The 25,384-nt window shown below is 53.3% G+C and carries 15 protein-coding genes; 1 reads left to right on the top strand and 14 read right to left on the bottom strand.

The features are described from left to right. Window positions 1-231 precede the first annotated feature (231 nt). Complete coding sequence (locus B157_RS35850) at window positions 232-2,325, top strand: putative Ig domain-containing protein (RefSeq protein WP_425423211.1); 2,094 nt, start codon at window positions 232-234, stop codon at window positions 2,323-2,325. A gap of 275 nt (window positions 2,326-2,600) precedes the next feature. Here B157_RS35850 and B157_RS0121635 read toward each other — a convergent pair whose 3' ends face one another. The 14 genes from B157_RS0121635 to B157_RS0121570 form a co-directional block, all read right to left on the bottom strand. Next, the gene (locus B157_RS0121635; RefSeq protein ID WP_020605401.1) at window positions 2,601-4,154 is read right to left on the bottom strand and encodes a glucuronyl esterase domain-containing protein; all 1,554 of its coding nucleotides are present in this window, start codon (window positions 4,152-4,154) and stop codon (window positions 2,601-2,603) included. A 23-nt stretch (window positions 4,155-4,177) separates the two neighbouring features. Further along, window positions 4,178-6,136, bottom strand: a complete 1,959-nt coding sequence (locus B157_RS0121630) for a sialate O-acetylesterase (protein WP_020605400.1) — start codon at window positions 6,134-6,136, stop codon at window positions 4,178-4,180. Window positions 6,137-6,140: 4 nt separating this feature from the next. Continuing rightward, the gene (locus tag B157_RS0121625; protein ID WP_020605399.1) at window positions 6,141-8,699 is read right to left on the bottom strand and encodes a glycosyl hydrolase 115 family protein; all 2,559 of its coding nucleotides are present in this window, start codon (window positions 8,697-8,699) and stop codon (window positions 6,141-6,143) included. A 79-nt stretch (window positions 8,700-8,778) separates the two neighbouring features. Continuing rightward, window positions 8,779-9,894 (bottom strand): endo-1,4-beta-xylanase, encoded by a 1,116-nt coding sequence (locus B157_RS0121620; RefSeq protein WP_020605398.1) that lies wholly within the window; start codon window positions 9,892-9,894, stop codon window positions 8,779-8,781. 37 nt (window positions 9,895-9,931) lie between these two features. Further along, entirely contained in the window at window positions 9,932-11,857 is a 1,926-nt protein-coding gene (locus B157_RS0121615; RefSeq protein WP_020605397.1) for an alpha/beta hydrolase-fold protein, read from the bottom strand. A 12-nt stretch (window positions 11,858-11,869) separates the two neighbouring features. Further along, complete coding sequence (locus tag B157_RS0121610; RefSeq protein WP_245565185.1) at window positions 11,870-13,234, bottom strand: family 8 glycosyl hydrolase; 1,365 nt, start codon at window positions 13,232-13,234, stop codon at window positions 11,870-11,872. Window positions 13,235-13,328: 94 nt separating this feature from the next. Then, window positions 13,329-14,441, bottom strand: a complete 1,113-nt coding sequence (locus B157_RS0121605; RefSeq protein WP_020605395.1) for an alpha/beta hydrolase-fold protein — start codon at window positions 14,439-14,441, stop codon at window positions 13,329-13,331. A gap of 136 nt (window positions 14,442-14,577) precedes the next feature. Continuing rightward, the gene (locus tag B157_RS0121600; protein ID WP_020605394.1) at window positions 14,578-16,539 is read right to left on the bottom strand and encodes a discoidin domain-containing protein; all 1,962 of its coding nucleotides are present in this window, start codon (window positions 16,537-16,539) and stop codon (window positions 14,578-14,580) included. Between the two features lie 330 nt (window positions 16,540-16,869). Beyond that, on the bottom strand, window positions 16,870-17,721 hold the full coding sequence (locus tag B157_RS0121595; protein WP_245565183.1) for an alpha/beta hydrolase: 852 nt from the start codon (window positions 17,719-17,721) through the stop codon (window positions 16,870-16,872). 174 nt (window positions 17,722-17,895) lie between these two features. Then, entirely contained in the window at window positions 17,896-18,750 is an 855-nt protein-coding gene (locus B157_RS0121590; RefSeq protein ID WP_020605392.1) for a sialate O-acetylesterase, read from the bottom strand. A 57-nt stretch (window positions 18,751-18,807) separates the two neighbouring features. Further along, the gene (locus tag B157_RS0121585; protein ID WP_211225012.1) at window positions 18,808-20,715 is read right to left on the bottom strand and encodes a family 43 glycosylhydrolase; all 1,908 of its coding nucleotides are present in this window, start codon (window positions 20,713-20,715) and stop codon (window positions 18,808-18,810) included. A gap of 62 nt (window positions 20,716-20,777) precedes the next feature. Continuing rightward, window positions 20,778-22,355, bottom strand: coding sequence for a glycoside hydrolase family 43 protein (locus B157_RS0121580; RefSeq protein ID WP_020605390.1), 1,578 nt, complete (start codon window positions 22,353-22,355; stop codon window positions 20,778-20,780). A 30-nt stretch (window positions 22,356-22,385) separates the two neighbouring features. Beyond that, a complete protein-coding gene (locus B157_RS0121575; protein WP_157618533.1) occupies window positions 22,386-22,901 on the bottom strand; it encodes a VOC family protein in 516 nt (171 codons plus the stop codon). 93 nt (window positions 22,902-22,994) lie between these two features. Then, the gene (locus B157_RS0121570) at window positions 22,995-25,277 is read right to left on the bottom strand and encodes a glycoside hydrolase family 127 protein (RefSeq protein ID WP_020605388.1); all 2,283 of its coding nucleotides are present in this window, start codon (window positions 25,275-25,277) and stop codon (window positions 22,995-22,997) included. Window positions 25,278-25,384: the final 107 nt, after the last annotated feature.

Raw genomic sequence — 25,384 nt, 5'->3', positions numbered from 1 at the left:
ACCAACCTGGCCAACGGCACTTACTCGCTGAGCTACACCGGAGCGGGTAGTCCCAAAATGGTCACGGTGACAGGTAACGCCTTCAGTCTGACGGGTCTGTCGGCGGGGTCGTACTCGAATTTCTCGATCACCAACAACGGCTGTACGGGTTCGGTGGCCACATCGGTGAGCCTGACCGACCCGGCTGCGCCCATGGCAGGGCTGACCAACAACGGGCCGCTTTCCTGCACGATGAGCACCGTAACGCTGACGGCCAGCCCCGGTGGACTGAGTTATATCTTCAGTGCGGGGGCTACCCAGATCGGCTCGACCAATCAGGCCAGTGTCAGCACGGCGGGTCCTTACTCGGTAATGGTCACTTCGGCCAACGGTTGTACGGCTATGGCCACTACCACCGTGGCGGGCGATCAGACGGCCCCCAGTGTCAGCATCTCGGCCGTTCCCAGCCTGACCATCACAGAGGTGGATGCCACGACCCTAACGGCTAATGTTAGTGGTGGTACTTCGCCCTTTGGCTACAACTGGTCTACCGGGGCTTCCTCCAACAGCATTGTAACCGGTACGGAAGGACCTTACTCGGTGACGGTGACGGGAGCCAACGGCTGCTCAGCTACCGCTAGTGTGACAGTGAGCGTTATCCGTCCTTTCTCCATCACGGGGGTGACCACTCTAAGTTGCGAAACCATCTCGGCCGGGCAGCGCCGGGTAACCTTTAATCCCCGCTATGCCAGTCAGAGTAATAGCCCCATCAGCTTCTCGGTAGTCAATGAACTGGCTCCCACGACCAATCCGGGTCCCTACACGCTGAATCTGTACACCGACAACCCGGTCATCACGCTGAGTGCTACCCAGAGCGGAGCCAACACGCGCTTTGCCTACAACTGGTTGTCGGCCTGTAGCTCCTCGACGGCCAACACGCCCCCCACGGTGGCCAATCCCGTTTCGCCCCAGTCAGCCACGGTGGGCATTGGGTACACGCTCTCGCTGGCCAATGTGTTCACCGATGCGGAGACCCCTAACGGCCTGACCCTCTCCGTAACGGGTCTGCCCGCTGGACTGAACTTCGTGGCTCCCTCGACTATTTCGGGTACGCCTTCGATGAGTGGGGTAAGCAACGTGACGGTCACGGCGACCGATCCAGGCAGCCTGTCGGCCAGCACCAGCTTCACCATCACGGTGAATCCGGCAGCGGGTACGCCCCCCCCGCCAACTGGTACGTTCAGTATTACGGGGGTTCAGACCATCAGTTGCGAGGTACTGTCGGCGGGTGAGCGGAGGCTGACGTTCAATCCCCGGTATGCGGGCCTGAACGGGGCACCGGTGAGTTTCTCGGTGGTCAATGAACTGGCTCCTACCACTAATCCGGGTCCTTATACCTTGAATCTGTACACGGACAATTCGGTCATCACGCTCCGGGCGGTGCAGAGTGGCATCAGCAGTAGCTTTGCCTACAACTGGCTGTCGGCCTGTAGTTCTTCAACGGCCAATACCGCTCCGACGGTGGCTAATCCGGTGTCGCCCCAGTCGGCCACGGTGGGTGTGGGCTACACGCTCTCACTGGCCAGTGTGTTCACCGATGCCGAGACGCCCAACCAGTTGACGCTGTTGGTGAGTGGTCTGCCCGCGGGTCTGAGTTTCACGGCCCCTTCGACTATCTCGGGAACACCTTCGATGAGCGGTGTCACGAGTGTGCTGGTGAGGGCGACCGATCCGGGCAGTCTGTCGGCCAGCACCAGCTTCAGCATCACAGTGAGTCCGGCGGGTGGTACGCCCCCGCCGGCTACGTTCAGCATCACTGGGGTTCAAACCATCAGCTGCGAGGTGCTGTCAGCGGGCCAGCGGAGACTCACGTTCAATCCCCAGTATGGGGGCCTGAACGGGGCACCGGTGAGTTTCTCGGTGGTCAATGAGCTACTGCCGACGACCAATCCAGGGCCCTACACCTTGAATCTGTACACCGACAACCCGGTCATCGGTTTACGGGCGGTGCAGAGCGGGGTAAGTGTTAGTTTCAGCTATGGCTGGCTGGCGGGCTGCAATGCGGGTACCCGGATAGCAGCGGAGCCGATGCCCCTTCTTCAAGTGCGGTTATTAGGTAATCCCGTAGCGAGTAAAACGGTCAGGGTGGAGATTCAGGGAGCGGAAAGTCAGGCTGTATGGTTGCGGGTGCAGAATTTGTCGGGCGGTGTGGTCGATGAACAAGTAATCAGGCGTGCAGCCTCGACGGAAACTGTTGAGCTGTCACTGGGTACTGACGGGGGGATTTATCTACTGCATGTCAGCACTGGTAACCAGCAACGTACGCTCAAAGTCATTAAGCCGTAAACGCGAGTGTGCAAAATGTAGAAAAGCCCTGTTATCTGATGATAGCAGGGCCTTTTGATATAATGTGAACTCGGGATTGTATTTGGCTGAAACATGGCCCGTAAGGCCTCGACCGCGTCGCGTTGCCGGGCCGTTTGTAATCCCGTATTCACGTGATGAAACAACACAGTTTCTTATCCTGGACACGGTTACGTATCCCGAACCGGAAGCTATTTTATTGGTAGTGCACTAGTTGTCTACACGGAAAAGATCAGTGCTGTGTTTCCGGTCGCGGCTCATTGCTTAGCTGTTCGGTCGTACTTCAGCAATTTACTGGCCCAGGGAATGAAATACTGAAAATTGGGCGCATCCGTATGGCCGCCATTATGTTGCCGCCAGGCCAGTTCGCCATCCATAAGGCCGCTTAGTACGGGGGGCATTTTTTCGGTCATATACTCATTACCTACGCCCAAATCCCGTACTCCCAGCAGTTTGAACACAGGTCCGGCAGCCACGGTGGCCTTGTAGCTTCCGGTCTGGTCGAGCCATTTGGCGTCCCCTTTTTCGGGTATGCCATAACTGACGAAGGTAGGTCGTGGCGCACAAAGGGCCAGTAGTTCATGCGCGTCGACGGAAAGGTCGCAACCGGTCTTGCGGCCAAAGGATGATTCGTCGGTCGCGTACTTCAGGTAGTTACCGGCCATCCAGTGGTATTCTCCGCTACCGGCAAGGCTCTCAACGGCCTCGCCAAACACCCGGCGTTGTAGGGTTGTACCGCCCTTACCCGATGAACCGATAAGCCCCAGCGCAAAACGCTGGTCGAAAGCCATCGTGACCAGGGCCGCTTTGCCATACCGCGAAACCCCTTCAATACCAACCTGTCTGGCATTCACCTGTGGTTCGGTTTCCAGATAGTCCAACGCCCGGGAGGCACCCCATCCCCAGGCTCTCAAAGCACCCCAATCATCGGGTTTGCGGGGCTGACCTTTGTTCACCAGACCAATGATACCCCGCGTCAGACCGGCACCATTGTCGGCCTGTATGCTGTTCGGCTCTACGGCGCAATAGCCCCAGCCAGCCGCCAGCAGTTGTTCGGTTGGCGGTGAATCGCCGTTTGGGGCCGGGGCAAAGAAATTGGGTCCGGGTAGTCTGGTTATGGGCGCATAAGCCGGATACTTGTCAAAAATGGCTTTCATCTCCGGATTCTGCCTGATCATCATCTCTTTGAACGCCGTATTGATTTTTTCCATGTCGGCCAGCGATGGCTGGGCCGGAGCGGGTAGAGCAGGCGGGAAGAAGCCAAACATCATCAGGACCGGAACGGGGCCTTTCACGTTCTGTGGCAGCACCAGCACCATGTTGATGTTCACGTCAATCAACGGGTAGTCGCTGTTGTCGACATGGCCAGTCAGGTGTTTAGCCACCACCGGAATCCGGCCCACCATTTCATTGTCGGTGACTTTTGTGATCCAGGTCACTTTGGGTACGTTCCTGGGCACGTGGCCGTACATTTCGCGCTCAAAAGCGTCGATCAGTTCGGGACGACGGACGGTCCACCATTGATCGGGCGTAGTTACTTTTTTCCCGTTCTTCGTGGTGAGTACATCGGGCAACTGCGGACAGGGGTCGGCCTGCGATTCGTCGTAATTGGCATGGTTGGGGGCCGACTCATTGCCGCTGGGGCCGGGCCTTAGCTTTTTGATGCCCAACTGCTGCATCATATTGGCCTGATCCTGATCGGCCGTCCAGGTTTTAAGTGGAGGATATTTGCTGCTGTCGATGACTGTTTGCTGGGCTACCCCTGCGTACGAAAGGCACAACGACAGCACGAACGCTACGTATTTTTTCATGATAATCGGGGTTGAGAAACTGCTTACTGATCGGTTCGGAAGGGAGAAGCTGGCAACCCCTCTTTGTTGTATAAGTTTGGGTTGACCGGATTATCGGCCCAGGCGTAACGCACATAGTGCGGATTAGCGACTTCATCACTCTGCACGACTACTTTGTCACCTTCGATTTTGGCTTTCGCCCAGACAAACTTTTTATCGCTCCCGGCAACGGCGAATTCACTCAATGCCTCCCCGTCGCTGGTTCTCAGCCCACCGCCGACGTTAGTGAAGCTAACCACGATTTTGTTGCCTTCAACCGAGGCCGATTGGTAGAGTGGGCCGGAAGAAACCAGGTTTTCCTTGTAGGCTAGTTTCATAGCTGCCAGCGCCAGCCGTTCGCCCACATCTTTTTTATTGTCGGGGTGGATGTCGTTCCATTCGCCCAGGTCAATAGCCACGGCCATGGCCGTATTGGGGACAGAGAGGGCTTTGAGTTGGCCTTCCCTTGATACCGCCCAACCACTCTCGGTGGGTTGATAACTGTAGTCCATGAAGCCCGGAAGCTGCACATACAGAAAAGGGAGGTCTCCCTGCTGCCATTTCTGCCGCCAGTCGTTGATTAACGCAATCTGTAATTGTTCGTATTCCTGTGGTTTCCCGGCATTGCTTTCGCCCTGGTACCAGCAAAACCCTTTGATGGCGTAGTTTATTTCGGGGGCTACCATGGCGTTATACAACGCCGTTGGCTGGTTCTGGGCGTTGATGCCCCCGGCTGGATTGCCCCCACCAAAGCCGCCACCCGCAAGGGGCCGGTTAGCGGTGCCCACTTTATACTGCCAGGTGCCTTTCAGGTCAACCGTATCGGCCCCGGCGAAAACACAGTAGGGTTTGTCGGGGACGAAGCCTCCTTTACCAGCATTATTGGTGACGCGCACGACGAAGACGTTCTTGCCTGCTTTCAGGACATCGGCCGGTACCGGATACCGACGCTGGGGGTACATGTACGTCGTTTTCCCAACCGATTTACCGTTGATGTACAGTTCATCGGCGTCAACAATTCGGCCCAGGAAAACTTTGGCCGGCTTACCCGCCATTGACGCCGGCAGGTCAATTTCTTTGCGGTACCACACCACGCCATTCAAATCTTTGATGCCCTGATCTTCCCAATAGCCCGGGACGTTGATGGGACGCCAGCCTTTGGGTGTATACGACGTTTCGTACCATTTTGTATCCCCCGCCATCCCTAAATCAACGGGTGGGGCGGGCCGGTTGGCAGGGGTGGTTGGTCGCCGGGTCAAGCTATTGGTATAGGTGGTGTCTTTGTTTTTCTCAATCGTTGCTTGCAGGGCTGAAAAGTTGGTTAGTCCCTGTTCGCTCGTCCAGGCTTCGATGGGGGTACCGCCCACGCTGGCGTTGATGATACCGATGGGGATTTTATAGTTCGCGTACAGTTTTTTGGCGAAGAAGTAAGCCACCGCCGAAAATGGCCGAACGTCCTCCCCAACGGCTGCTTTCCATTGCCCGTTCGGAAGTTCGTTCTGGGGGCCTTGCAGGCTGGTCAGGGTAGGAACCCAGAACTGCCGTATCTGCGGATCGTTGGCCTCGGCAATCTCCCTGGCGTACCGCACATCATGAATGTTCATCTGGTGAACCATGTTGCTCTGTCCGCTGCAAAACCACACATCACCAATCAGAATATCCTTTACAGTAAGCCGGGATTTACCGGCGATGTCCATTGTAAACGGGCCACCCGCTGGCGTGGGGGGGAGCTTTACCTGCCACTGACCATTCGCTCCGGTTACCGTTTTGTAGGTCTTGTTTTTGAACCGTACGGTGATTTTCTCATCTGCACCGGCCCAGCCCCAAATTTTCAGGGGGGCATCGCGTTGCAGCACCATGCCATCGCTGACGAGTTTGGGTAATCGAAGCTGGGCGTTTACGGCTGTCGCCAGCAGCAGACCAATGAGGTACAGGCCCACAGCAAAGGAGGATTTGACGTGCATTTGCTTATTTTTTGATGATTTCTGCCATTGTTTCTTCCGGGCCGAGGTAGTTCTTCTCCAGGCCACCAAAATCTACCACCAGTTTCTGTAAAACGACGCCGGGGTTCACCATCCAGTAGTTCACGGTGTGTTTGCCAGGTCTGGTGATTTTGTGGGAAGTGGATTTGATGATGATGCTCTCCGATACCCATTTATTCCAGATACCCTTGTCGCTGGTTTTGTCTTCTTTGTTAATGCTGACGATTTGCGGTACTTCGTCATCCACCGAGATGGCGTATTGCAGCCCATTTTCATCCCTGAATAGATTCAGCGTGGGCGAGAAGTAGGCATGGATAGTAAACTCCCCCTGGCTCTGGGTATCAATGTCGTACTGTAGATGCGGAGCGTTGCCGCCCGGTTTTTGCTCACTCGCCGTAACGGGAAAAGGCGTTATTGCTGACCCTGTCCGGCCATGATCGGGCAGGGTTTTCCAGTTGATACCATTCGTATTGATGGCTTTGGTATAATGGTCGGCTTCGATGGAAATGCCCCTCTTCGCGTCCTGGTAAAAAACGGGTGTGCTTACCATCGCCGACTTTTGTCCCTGTTTGTTTTCAGAAGTAGTGACGCGCTCACCCGCTATCGTTGAATCGGCGGGCAGGTAGTGGACTTCGGGCATTTTTTGCTGGTCGGGCTGCTGCCAGTACGTGTACCCTATGTGCGTCTGACTCATCAGATGATTCCACTTACCGTTGTTCAACTGGTGGTATTGTTGCGTGATTAACGAGTCACTGGCATATAGTTCTTTGACCTTATCGGCATACAGGTTGGTCTCTTTTTCTCTGTGCTGGTAGGCGTCCTTGTTGAGAGCCACGTTGTAATACATCGCATACAGGTTAGCGCAGGCTTTTATCGGGTGCAGCACCAACTGAAAGTAAGCATCCTTGTAGTCAGCGGGTAGGGCGTTGTCTACCTGCTCCGCTTTTTTCAGAAGCTCCGTATACTCGTCAACTACTGTTTTCCACTCGCCCGTGGCCAGGCTATACGTGTTGGCATCGAGGAGTTCCGGCTTCCGGCGAGCGTTGTATTTCGCGTATTTTGCGAGTAAGTTGGCTATGTCTCTGGCATGTTGTTTCCCAAACTGGGCGGTGGCCCATTTCTCCGTGTACGCACTAAGATCATCGGCACCAATCTTTTCGGGGTTCCAGGCGTAGTCAAGGAAAAAGGAAATGGGGAACTCCATGGGTTTGATATCCCCTACGTTGACAATCCAGATATCCCGTACCTTATACTCCCAGGCCAGGTGCATCTGCTCCCAGATTCGGGGAAGGGGGTTGGTGTTCAGCCATTTGTAGTTCCTGGGACCGCCGACGTAATCAAAATGGTAGTAAATTCCGTAGCCTCCCTTACGCGGTTTTTCGCCCAGCCGGGGCAGTTTGCGGAGGTTACCCCAGTTGTCGTCGGAAAGCAGCAGGGTAACGTCGTCCGGTACCCGCATCCCCTTGTCGTAGTAATCCTGCACCTCTTTATACAATGCCCAGAGTTGGGGCGTTTCGGCGGCTGGCTTGCCCGTTACCTCACTGATAATGGTTCGCTGGTCGGCCACGATGCGTTCCAATAGCGCCGTAGCTGTTTCTCTCGACATGGGCGCATCGCCATCTCCCCGCATCCCAACGCTGACGATTTTCTCGTTGGTGGCCCGTTTCATGCCATCCCGCCAGAACTGTTGCAGCTTCCCGGCGTTGGTTTCGTAATTCCACTGGCCACCCCCAACCCGGCGCCACTCGTCGTGTGCCCGCATCAGCGGCTCGTGGTGCGACGTGCCAATGACAATACCGAATGTATCGGCAGCTTTAATGTTCAGCGAATCATCCGCATAAAAGGCATTGCCCCACATGGCAGGCCAGATGTAGTTACCTTTCAGCCGAAGCACCAGTTCAAAGAATTTCTTGTAAAATTTATGGTTGAATCCCCCGAATTTTTCCTTAGTCCAACCGGAAAGGGCGGGGGCTTCATCGTTGATGAACAAGCCCCGGTATTTTACGTTCGGCGCATCGGTCAGGGTGATGTTCTCCCTGATGTAAATCTCTTTTTGCTTCACAACGGGAACATCAGCCCACCAGTACCAGGGCGAAACACCAATCTGCTTCGACAGTTCGAATACGCCATATGCCGTACCACGGCGGTCATTGCCCGCCACCACAAGGGTATGGGCTATTCCTTTGGCGGGGTTACTAATGGTCTGTATTAATGAAGCTTCCCATTTTCCACTGATGGAGTCGAGGTTTATTTTCCTTTGAGAAGCCAGTTGTTTTAAAAAGGCAGACTGCTGAATCGTGCCAATGGCAATGACATTCTTGTGGGCTTGTGCATTCCCGGTGATGATAGGTATCTTTTTCCCGGTTACCAGCTCAATATCCTGTTGCAATAGTGTCGCGGCCGTTTTTACGAGTTCGGGCTCATTACTATCAACATAAATTACCGCTGACGTAATTGCGAAGGATGATTTACCCGTGGTGATCGTTTGAGCGATACCACTGGTTAACAGGAAGAGCCACAAGGCCAGTATCAGCGTTGATTTCATGTCTATTTAGTTTGCCTGCCCCGGATAGATACCAATTTGATCGTGTCTCAACATTGGTAAAGACGGCTAGCTGATGACCTTATTTCACGGTGGCAATTACTTTGTAAAAAGCGGGCTTAGGCTGGTCTTTCCGGTCAAATAGTAGTGGGTAGCTGGTCCGGCCTCGAATAGGCCAGTTGTTGAGCCAGCTATCGCCGTCGTTAACACCCCAGAATGTTACACGGGTGATTTTGTCTTTGTGCTTCAGAAATAGCTTGAACAGGGCTTCGTAATCAGCAGCCAGTTGGGTTTGCACACTGTCGGGCAGGGCGGTGGGGTAGGGGTTTGACTGGGCGTTGGCGGTCATCCGCTGACCCACGTCGGCTCCCTGAAAATTGCGGGGCAACACCTCAATGTCCAGTTCGGTAAACATGACCTTTACCCCCAGGGCGGCATATTGCAGGATACTCTCTTCAATGTCTTTCAGCGGAATTCTACCCACGTGCCAGTGTCCCTGAATACCCACGCCATCAATGCGAACCCCGGCGGCTTTTATCTTCCTGATCAAGTCTATACAGCCCGCCCGCTTTTTGGGTTGTTCGTTGTTATAGTCGTTGTAGTACAGCTCGGTTTTCGGTGCGGCCTGCTGGGCCAGCCGGAACGCTTCCGTCACGAAATCATCGCCGAGGTATTGCAGGAAAACCGATTTTCGCATCGTGCCGTCCTCATTCAGCGCTTCGTTGACGACATCCCACGAGAAAACCTTGCCATCGTATCGGCTGGCAACGGTTTTAATGTGATTGGTGAAAAACGTCTGGATGGAATCCTTGCTGTGGATGCCCCGGATAAACGCTGGCAACTGACTATGCCAGATCAGGGTATGTCCGTTGATCTTGATATCGTGCTTCTTGCCGAATGCTATCAGCTTATCGGCCATTTCGAAATCGTACGTATCCCATCCCGGATGGATCAGCGCCGATTTCATGATGTTTTCGGGTGTAGCCATGTTGAACTGGCGGGCAATGAACGCCGTCGTTTGCGGGTTCGTTTCGTTGATTTGTGCGTTGTTCAGGGCCGTTCCAATGCCAAAGTCCTTTTTGAAGGTATCCCTCAGCGAAGGAATCGTTTGGGCCAGTGCGGCACTATGCAGCAGTGACAGGTTTGCCAGTAAAAGTACAGCCGTTCTGGTGGTAATGGCCAGTTTTTTCAGAAGCATGAGAGGTGTCGTTTTTGAGTTTATTGTGTTTTTGTCTTCACTTGAACAGCAACTGCGAATAGGCGAACAGGTCATGCCGCCAGACCGGCCATGAGTGCCCACCGGCGTATTCGCTGTACTGGTACTTGATGCCCATATCATCGAACTTCTTCATCATAATCTGGCAGTTCTGCCAGGCTATATCTTCTTTGCCGCCCTGCGAAATCCATAGGGGGTTCAGGCTGGCGTTGATGGCACTGGCGTTGGTCTTCATGAACGCGTACTGCGGGTCTGATAGGGTGGGGCTATTGGCAAACCAGCCCGAGCTGAACACGCCCAGCGACGAGAACATAGCGTTGTTTTTGATACCCGCGTACAGCGTCTGCAACCCACCCATCGAGAGGCCCGCCAGCGCCCGATGTTTGGCGTCGGCTTCGACCCGAAAATTGTTTTCCACGAAGGGAATTGCACCCATTTTGAGTTCGTTTTCAAAGGCCCGCAACACGTTTTCGTTGAAACCGGCCAGGCCACCGGGACCGCCTACGTTGCCGTCGAGCATGGCGATGATCATGGGTTTGGCTTTGTTTTGGGCAATCAGGTTGTCGAGAATTAGGTCCGTTTTGCCCTGCGTAGCCCAACCGCGCTGGTCTTCACCACCACCGTGCAGCAGGTACAGCACCGGGTATTTTTCGGTCGATTTGTCGTAGCCGGGTGGCGTGTACACGTACATTTCGCGCCAGCTATTCGTGGCTTTGGAGAGGTAGCGTTTGATACGAATGTCGCCGTGAGGGACATCTTTCAGGGCGTAGAAGCCACCGTCTTTATAGGGGATTTCGATGCCGCTGGCCATGCGGCCCATGCCATAAAAACTTTCACTGGCGGGGTCAGCGATGGCCACCCCGTCTACCAGTAGCGAGTAATAATGAAAACCCCGGCTGATGGAATCGGTGGTGACGGTCCAGAAACCGCTGGTATCTTTCACCATGTCGTACTTCTTGCCCAAATCGATCTGCACCTTCTGCGCATCGGGTGCTTTGACGCGGAACACGACGCGGTTGTCCGGCAAAATCTGCGGGTATTTGGCGTTACGGATGTTGGTCGAAGCCGGTGAACCCAGCAGGGTGTATTTCGATAACGACGATACATCGACTGGCTTGAACAGGAACTGCGAGAACATATACAGCCCGTTTTTCCAGACCTTGAAATCGTGTCCACCGGGTTCGACGTAGTAAATGTGCGGCACCCCGTTCTGGTAAAGATAGTCATGCGTCCGTTTGCTGAACGAAATCAGCCCGTCGGCATCCCCGCACGAGATCCAGAGCAGCTTTAGTTTCTGTTTGGCCTCCTCGGGATTCGGCACCAGCTCTTCGGGCTTTTTGGTATTGGGAGCCGATGAGAAGCCGCCTACCCACGCGAATTTGTCCAGATTGCCCAACCCGAAATTCAGCGACTGACCGCCCCCCATCGACAGACCGGCAATGGCGCGGTGTTCGCGGTCGGTCAGCGTCGAGTACTTCTTCTCCACGAATGGGATGAGGTCGGTGAGTAAATCCTGTTCGAAGGTGGCGAAGGCCTGCACTTTGTCGGGGGCCATGATGTTGCCAACGGCGCGGTCGTCTTTCATGGCCCGACCGTTGGGCATCACCACAATCATCGGCTCCAGTTTGTTTTCGGCGTAGAGGTTATCCAGAATCACTTGCGGACTGCCGCCCTTGAGCCATTCCTTCTCGTCGCCCCCAATGCCGTGCAGCAGATACAGCACGGGATATTTCTTCCTTTTCGAATACCCCGGCGGGGTGTACACCAGCGCTTTCCGGGTGGTGCCGACGGTTTTGGATTCGTAGCTGACTGAATCCAGTTTGCCCGTGGCTATTCCCGCCCGTACCTGGTCGAAGCCCTTTGGGCCTTCTTTTTCAGTAGGCTGGGCATGGCTGCCGAGGCAGAATAAGCATATAGCAGCCAATAATATAATGAGTCGTTTCATGGTCAAGGAGATTTACTTCGTTTGTGGCGTGATGATCTGGTATTTGCCGCTCAAATGCATGAGGCTGAACAGATAGAGCAGGCCGTCGTAATACGGGTCGAAATAGCCGTCGTCGTAGGGTTCCAGTTTGGCGTTCCAGAGGGCAGTTACAAAATCGCGGCTGTTTTTTTCTTTGTTAATGAGCGACAGCGTTGCCGACGTGGATACCAGCCCAAGAGAGTGACGGAGTTTCTTCACCGGCCCAGCCTGCAGAATAAACTCGGGGCGCGACCCATCCAGGTTAAACTGGTCCTCAAACGTGTCGATGCCTTTGGAGCGCAGGAAATTCTGGAACCGTTTGGCGTAGTCTTCCTGCCACGCTTTGTCTTTGCCAAACCAGGTATAATCCATGGTGATGTTCATCGGCACCCGCCACGAATCATACCGAAAGGCCGAGGGCGACCAACGCGTGTCGTGCGGTTTGCCGCTAAACTCCGTGTAGTCGGCGTTGAGGCCCGTAACCGGATTGCAGGCCCGGTGCAGAAATGCCCGCGAGGTATCAGCGCAGGCTTTGTAAAATGCTTCGTGGCCGTCTTTGGCGTACATGACCCATGTTTCGTAAAAGGCGGGCAGGTGGTACGACGGGTCGGTCCAGGTATAGTTGTTACCTTCGGGTACGAAGGAAATCTGCTTGGTATCGGTGTTGATGAGGTTATAGATGTTACCCGTACCGTCTTTCTTCCACATGGCATCCAGGATTCTTCGGGCTTCGCCGTAATAATTGATGCCTGTGTCGTTACCCCATTTGTTGGCCGCAAACAGCAGACTGGTGATGTAATACAGTTCACCGTCGGACGCTGATCCCTCCGAGTTTTTCTTCATCGTCTGCGGGTTAATGCTCCAGGCGAAATACGCTTCACGCGGCCCGCTCTGGTGTTGCAGATACATTTTCGACCACCGCCAGATCCGATCAAACACGTCTTTCTTGCCAAGTTGTACGGCCACCATCATGCCATAGGAAAGCCCTTCGGTGCGGGCATCGTGGTTCTTTACGTCCGATACGTACGCCATTGTATCGCCCACTTCAAAATAAACCTTGTTCGGTCCTTCAAACACGTCGTGGTATGCCTTGGCTACTTTCGCGTCGATGTCGGCCTGTTTGTAGCCCAGTTCGCGAAACAGATTTCGGTAGCCGGGTTTGGTTGCCGTTTTGGTTGACTGGGCAAAAACCTCCTGCGGTGTCAATAAATAGATACCGGTGAGTAGTAGCAGTAACCAATGCCGACCCGGTAATGCGTTACGTATCAATTTCTTTTTCATGGCATCTTTCAGTAAACAGGATATGGGCAGAAAATCAGTTTCCAGGATGCCTGCTTCCTGCATTTCTATTTTTGTCATGCTGACGAAGGAAGCATCTTGAGTTATCCAGGCTCAGGAGGAGGATGTGTTAAGATGCTTCCTTCGTCAGCATGGCAAAAGAGACAGCCGCCCACTACTTAAACAGCATCGGAGCCAGCTCGTGCAGACTACGGCGCCAGGTCTGGAATTCGTGACCCGTATCCTGAGAAACGTATGACACCGCATTGTATCCGGCCCCTTTCAATTCATCGACTGATTTCTTTACACCATCGGGCCGTTCCTTGCTGCCGCAGCTAATAAAAACGAGTTTTGGCTTTGCCTTGTCTTTCAGTTCATCGGGATTGTACAGGCCACCGCTGAGCAGGGCGTAGTAGCCGAACGTTTCCGGTTTGTTGAGGGTAATGGTATGCGTTTCCATACCGCCCATCGAAAGGCCTGCCATCGCCCGGTTATCCCGGTTATCCAGGGTGCGAAAGTTGGCGTCCACGTACGGAATCAGCTCAGTGGTCAGCACCGTCTGGAAGGGGTCGATTTTGAACTCCCGTATCTTTCCCCACTTCACCTCATTGGTCATGCCGTAGGTCATCACAATCAGGAACGGCTTGGTCTTACCGGCTGCAATCAGGTTGTCCATAATCAGATTCGCGTGTCCCTGATTACTCCAGGCCGTTTCGTCTTCGCCCCAGCCGTGTTGTAGGTACAGCACCGGATACTTTTTCGACTTGTCAGTTTCGTAGCCCGGTGGTGTGTACACGAACGCCCGGCGGGGTGTACCGGTGCTTTTTGAAGGGAACAGAATCTGCTGCACGTTACCGTGCGGAACGTCTTTGAGGGCATAGAAATCCTGATCATGAGCGGGTATCTCAATGCCGCTCTCCCACCGGACAGACCCGTAATAATTCTTGGCTCCGGGGTCGTTGAATTTGCCGCCATCGATCGTTACGTTGTAGTAGTGGAAACCTTCATCCATCGGGCCTTCCGTGGTGCCGGTCCAGTAGCCGTCAGCGCCTTTGGTGAGTTGTGTTCCTCCCCGGCCGCCCAGTCCCAGGCTCACTTTTACACTGTCGGCTTTGGGGGCATTGATGCGGAAGCGGGCGTAGCCCTGCGAATTCACCTGCGGGTACTCCTGCCCCGGCTGGTTTAGCGAAGAAGGTTTAAAATCTTCTGTAGGCTGGCTGGCCTGCGAAAAACAGTTTATACTTAGTAACGTGGCTACCACGAAGGCCGCTAAGATTGTGCGTGTCATTTGGTTATTGGTCTATGTGAGAAAAGGGTAAATGCATTGATTTTTTTTTCATCCGTAACAACTAGCTATTAATCAATCCATAGTGTAGTAGAAAGCTACAGTATGGCAAAACAGCACTGTGCTTACAATCCCACTATCACTGGGTAACAATGTCAATCTCTGCATAGCCCGATGCCGATTTCTCCTGTGTATTTTTCAAAGCCCGTAGTTTGATGTATCGGGCGCGGATCGGTTCGAATGATTTTGTCTGCCAGACCGGGCTGTTTTTGATGTTCGAAAACTCGCCTTCACTCACCCGCTTCCAGCTTGAATTATCGGTTGACACCTCAAATTGGTACTGGGTGATAATGCTGGCTTCTTCCCACCAGTTTTGGGCAGGCAGGTACCGGAATCCGGCCAGATTTTCTTCTTTACCCAAGTCAATGACCAGGTCTGCGGGCATTTTCTGGTCTTTGGGTTGATGCCAGGACGTACCGGGGTTCCCATCCAAAAGTTGGTACGCCGACTTCGCATCCGTACTCACGATTTTCCAGGCACTGCGGGCGATGTCAAATTTCTCGTCGCTAACGATACTGCTTTGTTTCGTGTACGGATTGTAGGCGATGGCCTTGAGTTCAGCTTTTCCAGAACTGGTTTTCACAGGGCCAGTGTATTTGGTAGCGGTTGCCGTTGGTGTGCTTCCGTTGAGGGTATAGTATAATTCTGATTCGGTATCGCCGGGCTTGAGGTGAATATCGCCAGCCTTATCGCGGGTAATGATGGGGGGCGTTAAAATCAGCGGGGCATTATAGACTTCGAGGTTTGAAATCAGCGGGCAGCCTTTGGCATCCAGAATCGTCAGCCGTAGTTGCGTAGCCTCAACGGTCGGAAACCGGAGAATACGCTTGTACCCAATGGTCGTTTCCTTGGCAAGCTCTTTCCAGCTACCATCGACGAAGCCCTCTACCGTAAACGCTTTGACCCGTTGCCCTAACCGGATGGGTTCCTGCACCAGAAACCGATTGAACGTCGTGGGTTTGTTGAACTCTATCGTTAACGATGCGTTACGAACGTTATCGTCCGTTGCCCAGTAGCTTTCTGTGTCGGTATCAATGGCTTTACGGGCTTCATACGCTGAGTCTTTCCCCCTTGTCTGGGAAGCCGTGGCACGGGCGTTTTTGGCCAGGTTCAGAGCGAAGGCTTCTTTGGTCGCTTTGGCAAATGCCTGGACGGCTTTTTCGTCCAATTTGTTAATCAGCCCATTGGGCATGATTGGGAAATTGAGCAGCAACGTTGCATTCCGACCAATGGAATTGTAGTACGTATCCATCAGTTGGGGCAACGTTTTTACTTTTTTGTCCTCGCGTTCGTGATAGAACCACTCCGGCCGAATAGACGTGTTTACCTCGCCCGGTACCCAGGCATTACCATTTTCTACGCCGTGGCGCAGCATTTCCTCTGGCACATCGCCCGTTGCATTCAATAAACTCCAGTTGGTTTCGCCTACGTATCCGGCCTCGGTACCCACCCAGCGCAGGTCGGCCCGCTCACCTCCGTCATTCCAGATGACGATGTTGGGCTGGAGTTTACGCACGAGTTTGTATGTGTTCGGCCAGTCGTAGTAGGTTTTTGAATCGATTTTACGGGTTTCGTTCGCCCCGCCGTAGTAACCTGACCCACCGTTGGCGCCATCGAACCATATCTCAAAAATGTCACCGTAGTTGGTCAGCAGTTCCGTCAGCTGGTTTCGGAAATACGTGATGTATTCCGGCTTTCCGTAGTCGGCATGGTTGCGGTCCCAGGGCGACAGGTACACGCCGAACTTCAGACCGTATTCCTTGCAGGCATCAGCCAGTTCCCGTACGATATCGGCCTTCCCATTTCGCCAAGGTACATTTTTTACGGAGTAGTCGGTGTATTTTGAGGGCCAGAGACAAAATCCGCTGTGGTGTTTTGCCGTAAAAATGATGCCTTTCATACCGGCCTCTTTACAAATGCGTGCCCATTGCCGGCAATCCAGTTTTGTCGGATTGAACAGCCTGGGGTCTTCGCTATCCAAACCCCAGGCCATATCGGTGTAGGTATTGATGGAAAAATGGATGAAGGCATAGTATTCCATTTTTTGCCAGCGCAACTGGTTTTGGCTCGGAAGTGGGCCAACGGGTTGCGGAGGGGTTGGCTCCGGAAATTGAGTGTGCTGGTCAACATAACTTTCCCGTTGATTCTCCCTTTCTGGGTTAGTGGAGCTATGCCCTGTAGCCAACTTCGCTTTTCCTGATATCCCGTTTTGGTTTGCCGATGCCAGAGGCACCGAAACCGGTGCAGGCTGCGACCAGGAGGCAATCTGGATGCTCAGGAGAAGCGGGAAGAGTAAGGCGATTCGTTTCATATGGAAATAAAGAGCGAAAGGGTGAATGAGTGAAAGAGCGTAACTGAGGACAAAACGGCATCAGTTATTTTTGACCCAGTTGTTGAGTTGCATCCAGGCGAACAGCGGTTCCATCCAACCCGGATGTCGGAAAATAAAGCCGTGGTCACCTTTGGGGTAGATGTGCATTTCGACCGGCACTTTCAGGTGCCGGAGCGTCTCGAAATAGATAATGCTGTTATCCACGTCGACCACTTTGTCGTCGGCCGCGTGGGTCAGGTACGTCGGGGGCGTGTTGGCACGAACCTGCAACTCATTGGAAAAGAGGTCGACATCCTGCTGCGATGGATTTTTGCCCAACAGGTTATCGTGCGAACCGCCGTGTGCGAGGCTGTCCTGCATGCTGATAACCGGGTACACCAAAATTTGAAAGTCGGGCCGCAGGCTGGTGTTGTTGCTATTCTCGATATAGGCCTTTTCAAAGTGCGTAGCTTCTGTTGACGCCAGGTGGCCACCCGCCGAGAAGCCCATAATCCCGATTTTGGTTTTGTCAATTCCCCACTTATCGGCATTATCCCGCACCAGTTTAATGGCCTGCTGGGCATCCTGCAACGGGCCGATTTTCTTGTCGGGCATGATGACATCACTCGGCAGCCGGTACTTCAACACAAAGGCAGCAACGCCTTTTTCGGCCATCGCTTTGGCGGTGCCAACGCCTTCGCCCTGATAGACAACTACTCCGTATCCGCCACCCGGAATGATGATGACAGCGGCCCCGGACGCCTTGTCGGCTGCGGGCTTAAAGTACTCAAGAGTGGGTTTGGTAATGCCTTTCAATACCCCCGATGCCGCTCCAGACTCCTGCACATCCGAAACTTTCGAATTCGGAACTTCGCCGGGGTACAACGGGATGATTTCCTGCGCGTTTGCCATAAAAGAAATGGCGACAAACCAACTAGTAAATGCGGCTACGAACGACGCTTTTCTACGGCTACACCAGGCATTTTCGGACGACATTGATAAATCGAAGCGCTTCATCTTTTTGGGTCTCAATCGGAATCCTGTTCTCACTCACTACCAAACCTCATTCTGGAAAAGGCCTCACCTTTAGTTCATCGCCGTTGGTTTAATGCCCAGCAGCGACAGCATCTCGGCGGCATAGCGTTTTCCCAATTCCCGGTATCCGGCCGCGTTGAAGTGCAGGTCGTCGGCCGAGTCCGTACAGCCAGCCGAGGATATTACGTGCGCATTTTTCACGGTTTTTGGGAGCGTGGCGATGATTTTATTCATACTCGCGCACTTACCGTTCTGGTCGGCGTTGACCGTTTCACCCGCCAATAGAGGTACTTTTTTGGGTTTCAGGTTCAGGTCGTGCATCAGGTTTTCGTATACGACCTGCACTTTTTTTGTCCAGAGCGTATCGCCCGTATTCGACTCGCCCTGATGGAGTAAAATGCCCTTAATAACCCCGTCTTTCTGCGCCAGTTTCGCCATTTCGACCAGTCGGCCGTACGGATTGCCGCCGTATTCTCCAATGAAATTTTTCATCCAGCCCGGCACTGTCGTGACGTACGATTCGTAATGGTCCTTATCGAACAGTTCGATTTTGCAGCCACCCACCGCTACGTTGATCACACCAACCCGAACCTTTTCGGGAAGATTAGCTACCAGCTCCCGACCAAAGTAATCGGCGGGGGTGAGTCCGGTTTTGCAGCGGCATAAGGGTGGAACGGCGGTGTACCAGTTTCCTTTTGTTCGATTAATAGCTTGGCAGTCAACCGCTTCCATTACCTGAAATCGGGGGTTCACATTGACCGTATCCTGAGGTTCGATTTTGGCATTACCCTCCATATTGGACTGCCCGAAGCAGAGAAAAATATAAAAGTTTTTGTCCTGGGCGAATACGTTCAGGGTCGTGCACAACAGGCTTATTATCAGTACGCTTAGATGCTTTGTTTTCATGGTTCTGTTCGATTTAGACTATTCGGCTTATCGTTTTTACGACGAAAAAATGAATGACTATTTTTGAAACTGTACCGCTTTGATGGTGGCGATTTTAGCCTGTCCGGCCGGGAACTTCACAAAGACGTCGTGATGGCCCGAAACACCTTTTACTGATTGGCTCAATGTCCTCAAATCAGTAGTACTACCGGTTGACTTGAACGGTATATTGGCAATCTTTTTCCCGGTGGTCAGGTCGTCGAGCCAGATTTCCAGATTTCCTGCGCCAGCTGCCGATAGCTGTACCTGAATCTGTTTGGCAACATCTTTCCCGCTGCCCAAATCCACGCCCGACAGCATGAACCAGCCACCCTTATCGGAATCATTCGTAACAGCCTTCATGGCCGAGCTGCCTACTTTCTCGACGCCGTAATAATTGCTGTAGCCCACGGCGGGGAGACTCGAAAAGCCATCCTTGCACACGAAGAAATCGAAGTCGGCGGGTTTGCCTTCGGCGAACAAGCCCACACTAGTACCTACCCACGAGTTGAAATTGGGCTGGGCCTTGTCCAGGTTGACCGCGCTAATGGGAGCGCCAACGCTCATCCATTTCTTACCGTCTCTACTATAATAGCCGGTTAGCTGATGCTCGTAGCGTGTTACTTTTAGCCAGACCACGTTGCCTATTGTATTTGGCACAGAGCGGGTGGCCGTATCGAGTTTGAAAACGATTTTCCTGCCCCCGTCGAACCCGCTGTAAAGCTGCACGAATACCTTCTGATTGCCATTGGTCAGGTAAAGGCCAGCTTTAGCAGTAGCCTCATCGGCGTTGAGATCAACCCGCGTCACGGCCGAATAATAGTGGTCGGTTTCTTTCTGCATCAGGTGTACGCGGGCTGTGTCGGGCGAGAGCCGCACCCAGCCTTTCCGGTCCGACAGCGAATACCGGCTGGCAGCGTGCTTACTCAGAAAATGCCAGTTCAGCGAAAGAGTCTCTTTATCAAACTGATCAGATTGAACACTGCGCCACAAAATTCCTCCCTGTGGCAGATTGGGTTTAACGACGGGCTGTGTGGTGGGGGGCACGCCGTACGGACGGTCCCCTTCCCAAATGACCTGATACAAACCTGTTTGCCGACCCACACCCGACCAGTCTGCGCCTTGTAGCGGCTTCTCATAACTCTGTCCAATCGTCCACCAGGTACCATCGGTCAATTGGATCGGTGCCGAAATATGGTTCGGGCGACGGAAGCCAACTGTTGAATCGGTGATAGGTTTGAAGAAATTACCGAGTCGCTCCCATTGGGTTGAGTCGGCGGTGAGGGCTTTGCCACGCATGGCGTACTGCCCGCCCGATACGTCGCCCGCCGGGAAGTAGTAGTAGAAGCCATTCCGTTTGCACATCACCGGCCCTTCCGCCCAGCTGTACTGGAGTTTGGCGTTCACCCAGTCGAGGTCAATGACCGACGAAGTAAGCTGACCATCCTGGCCCAGTTCCTGAATGCGGTTGGTTTTCTGCCCGTTCTTAATCACCATGTATGGCTTGCCGTCGTCGTCCACGAAAATGGAATTGTCGTAGCCCAGCGGTCCCGTTTTTGGGTTGCCTTTCACGCGCACCGGCTCCGACCACGGCCCTTTGGGGTTGCTGGCTTTGGAAAACCACTGCCCGTTGGCCGAGAAATAAATCCAGTACGAACCGTAGAAATAGGTGATGGCCCCCTGCCAGATACCCGCCGACGGCCGGTCGGTGACGAAGCTTGCCGTCGGCGGCACCACCCGACTAATCACCTCCCAATGCACCATATCTTTCGAGTGGTAAATGGGCAGGTAGGGCGTGAAGTGGAAGCTGGACCCGCAGTGGTAAAAATCATCGCCCACCTTCAGCATCGTCGGGTCGGGGTGGTCGCCAGGCAATACAGGGTTGACGTAAGTATTGACGCGGGAGTAATTGGAAGCCTGTTGCGCAGGAGCAGATAGTGGGCTCATTAGAAACAGGTACAGGCCGATCACGTATAACAGGTTGCGGTTTATGAATAAACAGTCATACATTATTTCTTTGGGGCTAGATTATCGGTTATCCGGAAATAGTCGAAGTCGGCAAAACCGCCCGTTTTTTGGGTGGCGTAGTTGAACAGGCCAAAGCGGTAGCCCATAAAATGGGGGAGGGTATAGGGCATCTTCAGTGGCTCCCCAATGGCCGTCCAGGTTTTGCCATCCAGACTGTAGAAGAAATGGGCGGTGTCTTTGCGGTCTTTGAAATCGCACTCGGCTTTCAGATAGACCGTTTTCTGGCTCAGCGGCACCCGCTGCACCTCAACAGGCTTCCCTGAACCGGCACTCACCATCACGATTGACTTACTGCCCGATTCGGCTTTGACACCCACCAGGCCGTAGTTTTTCTGTAATAGACAAAGTCCGGCAAAGTCACCGGACTTCAGGTTTGATACGTCCAGCGCGGTAGCCCCCGAACTTTCCGGGCCAATAGTACGCTGAGTAAGGGTATTGCGGGCCATCACAAATGACGTATCTGTTCGCCCGGTTTTCAGGCGAAGAAACCCTTTCCGGTCCGAAACTGACCACAGATTATTATCGGGGTTGTGGTTCCACTGCCACACTAAGGGCAGGGCGGGGTCGCCTTTTTTGCGGGTGAATTCGTCGGAGGCAACCAGGCCGGGAATTAGTCCTTTGCTGGCGGGCAAGTCGAGCGTTTCGGGTACTTTGCCATTCACACCCAGCACCGGCCAGCCATCTTCCCAGGCCACCGGCACCAGATACGGAATGCGGCCTACCCCGCCAAAATCACGAAAAAGGTAAGCATACCACTTCCCGTCGGGGGTGTCGATAAGCCCACCCTGTGCAACGCCCCTATCCTGCAGTCCGATGCGGCCTTCCCAGGGACCGGTAATCTTGTCGGCCCGATGAATGACCACCGTCCGCATTCCCCCTTTGGGCCAGGTAATGTTGAACAGGTAATACTTGCCTTTGACTTTAAACAATTGCGACCCCTCGGCGGGCAGCCCACCCCCCGTTCCGGAAGGTGTACTGGCGTTTTCAATCAGGACCTGCTCTGTAGTGCCGGGCTTCACGCCGGAAACATCAGCACTGAGTTCAATCAGTTTGAGCTTACCCGCTCCGTAGATGAGGTAAACCCGACCATCGTCATCGAAAAACAGGCTATGGTCGTGGTACGACGGCGAAAATGAGGCTACTTTCCAGGGACCTTTTTCAATGTTTTTAGTGGTGTATATGTAGGTTTTGCCAGTCGTCTGAGCGAAGGTAGTCACGTAGTACGTGCCGTTATGAAAGCGCAGGCTGCTGGCCCACGAGCCACGGCCGTACGTACTTTTTCCGTTGGTCAGGTTCAGCGCATCAACACTGGCCAGGGTATCGTAAGCGTAACCAACCATCTGCCAGTTCACCAGGTCTTTCGACTTCATAATCGGTAATCCCGGACTCATGTGCATCGTGGTGCTGCTCATGTAATACATGTTGCCCACCCGAATCATCGCCATGTCGGGCACGTCGGCGAAAATGATGGGGTTGTGGGCCGTTTGGGCTACCGCTATCAGGCACCGGAACAGGAGAACGCTTGCCAGTAGCCCAGATCGTAATAACTTGTTTTTCATTGGGTAAAGATGAGTATCGGTTTGTAAAGGCTACTGGAGCGGACCAATCAGTTCCACGAAATTGCCATCGGGGTCCTGTACAAAAACAAAGTGCGCTTTCTCATTTAGGGGCGTGGGCGTACTGCCCAAAAACGGCACTTTAAGTTGGGTTAGTCGGTCAATGATGGGTTGCAGGGCTTTTACGTTAATGGTGATATACTGCATTCCCGTATCGTCCTGAATGTAGCGGGGCTTCGGATGCGACGCTTTTTTGCCAAAACTCATCAGTTTCCAATCGGTTGCATCGGGGCTGTTTTCGAGCTTCAGGATGGTTACGTTCGTCGGTACGCCATTGGTCAGGCCGGAGCGTTTACCAAAATCCTCGTTGATAGTGAAACTGCCCGTTTTGACCATGCCGATGCCGTTCACATAAAAATCCAGCGAACGTTCTACGTCGGCGACTACAACTCCTACGCCAATTGTTTTACTGGTGAAATTGGATTGTGCACAGACCTGGCTACTGAGCATCAGGGCGAACGAAAACGGGAGTAATTTTACGAATGACATTTTCATACAGATTGGATTGGAAATTCCTTTGTTTATTAATGTTGTCAAATTGACACATTTGTGGATAGGATGCATGCTAAAATGAATTGCCCGTTAACGCGTTAAAAGTCTGATTTGATTGAATCGAGGGGTGCTTTGCCCATTTTGAGCCGCGATTCTCAGTGTTATTACCTCGTTGTCGCCTACTTTTAGCCGGATAGTTTTCCCCTCGGCTGACAGGATTTCTGCGGGCTTTTCGTTAATTAAAAAGCTTACTTTTTTTGGGTCGATATTATCTAAAGCGATGATGGTAAGGTATTTACCTGCCAATCCTTTGTTTTGTAACTGGTAGTCGATGTACGAACGGGTACGTCGCCAGAACCGTTCATCGTCGTAGCCCGACTCACTTTTTTCGCCTTTGTACTGATGATCGACTTCGGGTTGCTGTTCCCCGCAATTTACTTTGTCAACGGTATTGGCTTCGAGCGCCATAGACTCGGTTTCCTGTTGCTTCAGCCGGGCTTGCTGCTCATTAAAAGCAGCTTTCGTAAAGGTCTGGAAATACATCTGGTATCGTGCATCATGTACCTCATAGAACGGTTGCAGCGTCAGCGAATCCAGGCCAAATTCTAGCCGGTCAACGGGCTTTAGCCGGGTCAGGTACGTGGCTGGGTCACCCACGAGCGCGTAAGCACTGGTGAGCGGGTAGAGCTTACCCTTTGCTTCGTGGCCCATCCGGCTGTCGTCGGCAAAAAGCCCTTTCATGTCTGCCGTCGACGTTTTAGCCGCCAGCACAATGGGACCATGCACAAAAGCGGCCCAGTTGGAGCCATCGGGCAGGTATTCCAGATGAGTAGCGGTTGTGAAGCGGACGGTTACGGTATCGCCCGATTTCCATTTTCGCGAAATGGCTACGTAGCTTGACGGTTTGCCGTCAATCGGCTGCGGTTTGCCATTGACCAGAACGGTCAGGTTTTCGGCCCAGTTGGGATAGCGTATCTGTAAGGAAAATTGCTGTGGCTTTGTCAGTTTTAAGGTCAGGTCCGACTGGTTTTCGTACGGAAACCGGGTGGTCTGTGTGAGTTGAATATGCTTTGCTTTCCAGTCCAGCGTGGAAGGGATAAACAGGTTGACAAATAGGTCATTGTCCGAATGGCTGTAGATCAGTTCGCCGTATTTAGTGTGGTTCTCCAGCCCTGAACCCACACAGCACCACATGCTGGTTTCGGGTTGCGAATACACCCGGTAGTGATTGGGACGAATGGGCGTGAAATACACAAACCCGCCCTTTTCAGGATGCTGACTCGACAGGATGTGGTTATACAGCGTCCGTTCGTAGAAGTCCAGATAACTCACGTCGTTTTTATCCAGAAACAGCGCTTTGCTCAACCGGAGCATGTTAAACGAATTGCAGGTTTCGGGCCCCTGATTGGAGCGAAGCACCTGGCTGAAATCGGTAGTTGGGTTGAAATGCTCGCGCACACTGTTGCCGCCAAAGGCCACACTACGCGTCTGCGACACATTCTGCCAGAAATACACGGCCGCTTCCGACCAGTCGGACTTGCCCGTCAGCGAGGCAATTTTCTCAAAGCCAATCACCTTCGGAATCTGCGTATTGGCGTGCAGGCCGGTGAGCTTATCCTGTTTTTCGAGCAATGGGATCAACAACGCCCGATGTGAAATCCGTTGAGCGGTTTCAAGGTATTTTTTGTCGTTGGTCAGGACATACAGGTCGGCGAAGGTTTCGTTGATGCCGCCGTGCTCGGTGCGTAACACCTGCTGGATCTGATCGTCGGAAAGGGGTTTTATCAAATCGACAAACCAGTCGCCCAGACCAACCAACACCTGCTTCGCCTGCTTATTTCCCGCGTAGGCATACGCATCGCGCAGGCCCGCAAACAGCTTGTGGATGTTGTAGAGCGGCACCCACGTATTGTTCAGGCCAAAACTGCTGCCGTCGATATCGCCTTTGTGAATCCGTTCCCAGAATACTTTGCCCTCCGGAATGCCCCCCACGTAGCCGTTACCGTTTTTAGCCTGACAGCGGGCCAGTTCGGCCACCATGTAGTCCAGTCGTTTTTGCAATTCCGGTTCGCCGGTCGAGGCATACATCATCGCCAGCGCCGACAGGTAATGACCACCAATGTGGCCATCCAGGCCGGAGCTTTCCCAGTTGCCGTAGCGCGTCGCTTTCAGCGGTAGCCCGGCATCGATGAGATAGGGAGCCAGCAGTTTATCCGGGTCAAGCGCCAGTATGTATTTCAGGTCGACGTCCTGCGCATTTTTGAACGCCCCGCCCGTCAGTTTCACCTCCTGCAGGGTGAAGGGCTGCATCTGAGCCATGGCCGAAAGGCTGAGCAGCAGGAAGAACGCGATGTGATGTAGGGTCTTTTTCACGGATAATTATTCTTTTCTTGTCATCCCGAGGAACGAGGGAGCTTGAGTTGTCCTGGCTACGGGGTTAGGATAGTTTAAGATCCCTCGCTCCTCGGGATGACAAAATC

The sequence above is a fragment of the Spirosoma spitsbergense DSM 19989 genome, assembly GCF_000374085.1.
GTDB lineage: Bacteria > Bacteroidota > Bacteroidia > Cytophagales > Spirosomataceae > Spirosoma > Spirosoma spitsbergense.
Note: the sequence above shows the minus strand (reverse complement) of the source record. Positions and strands in the feature narration are given on the sequence as shown.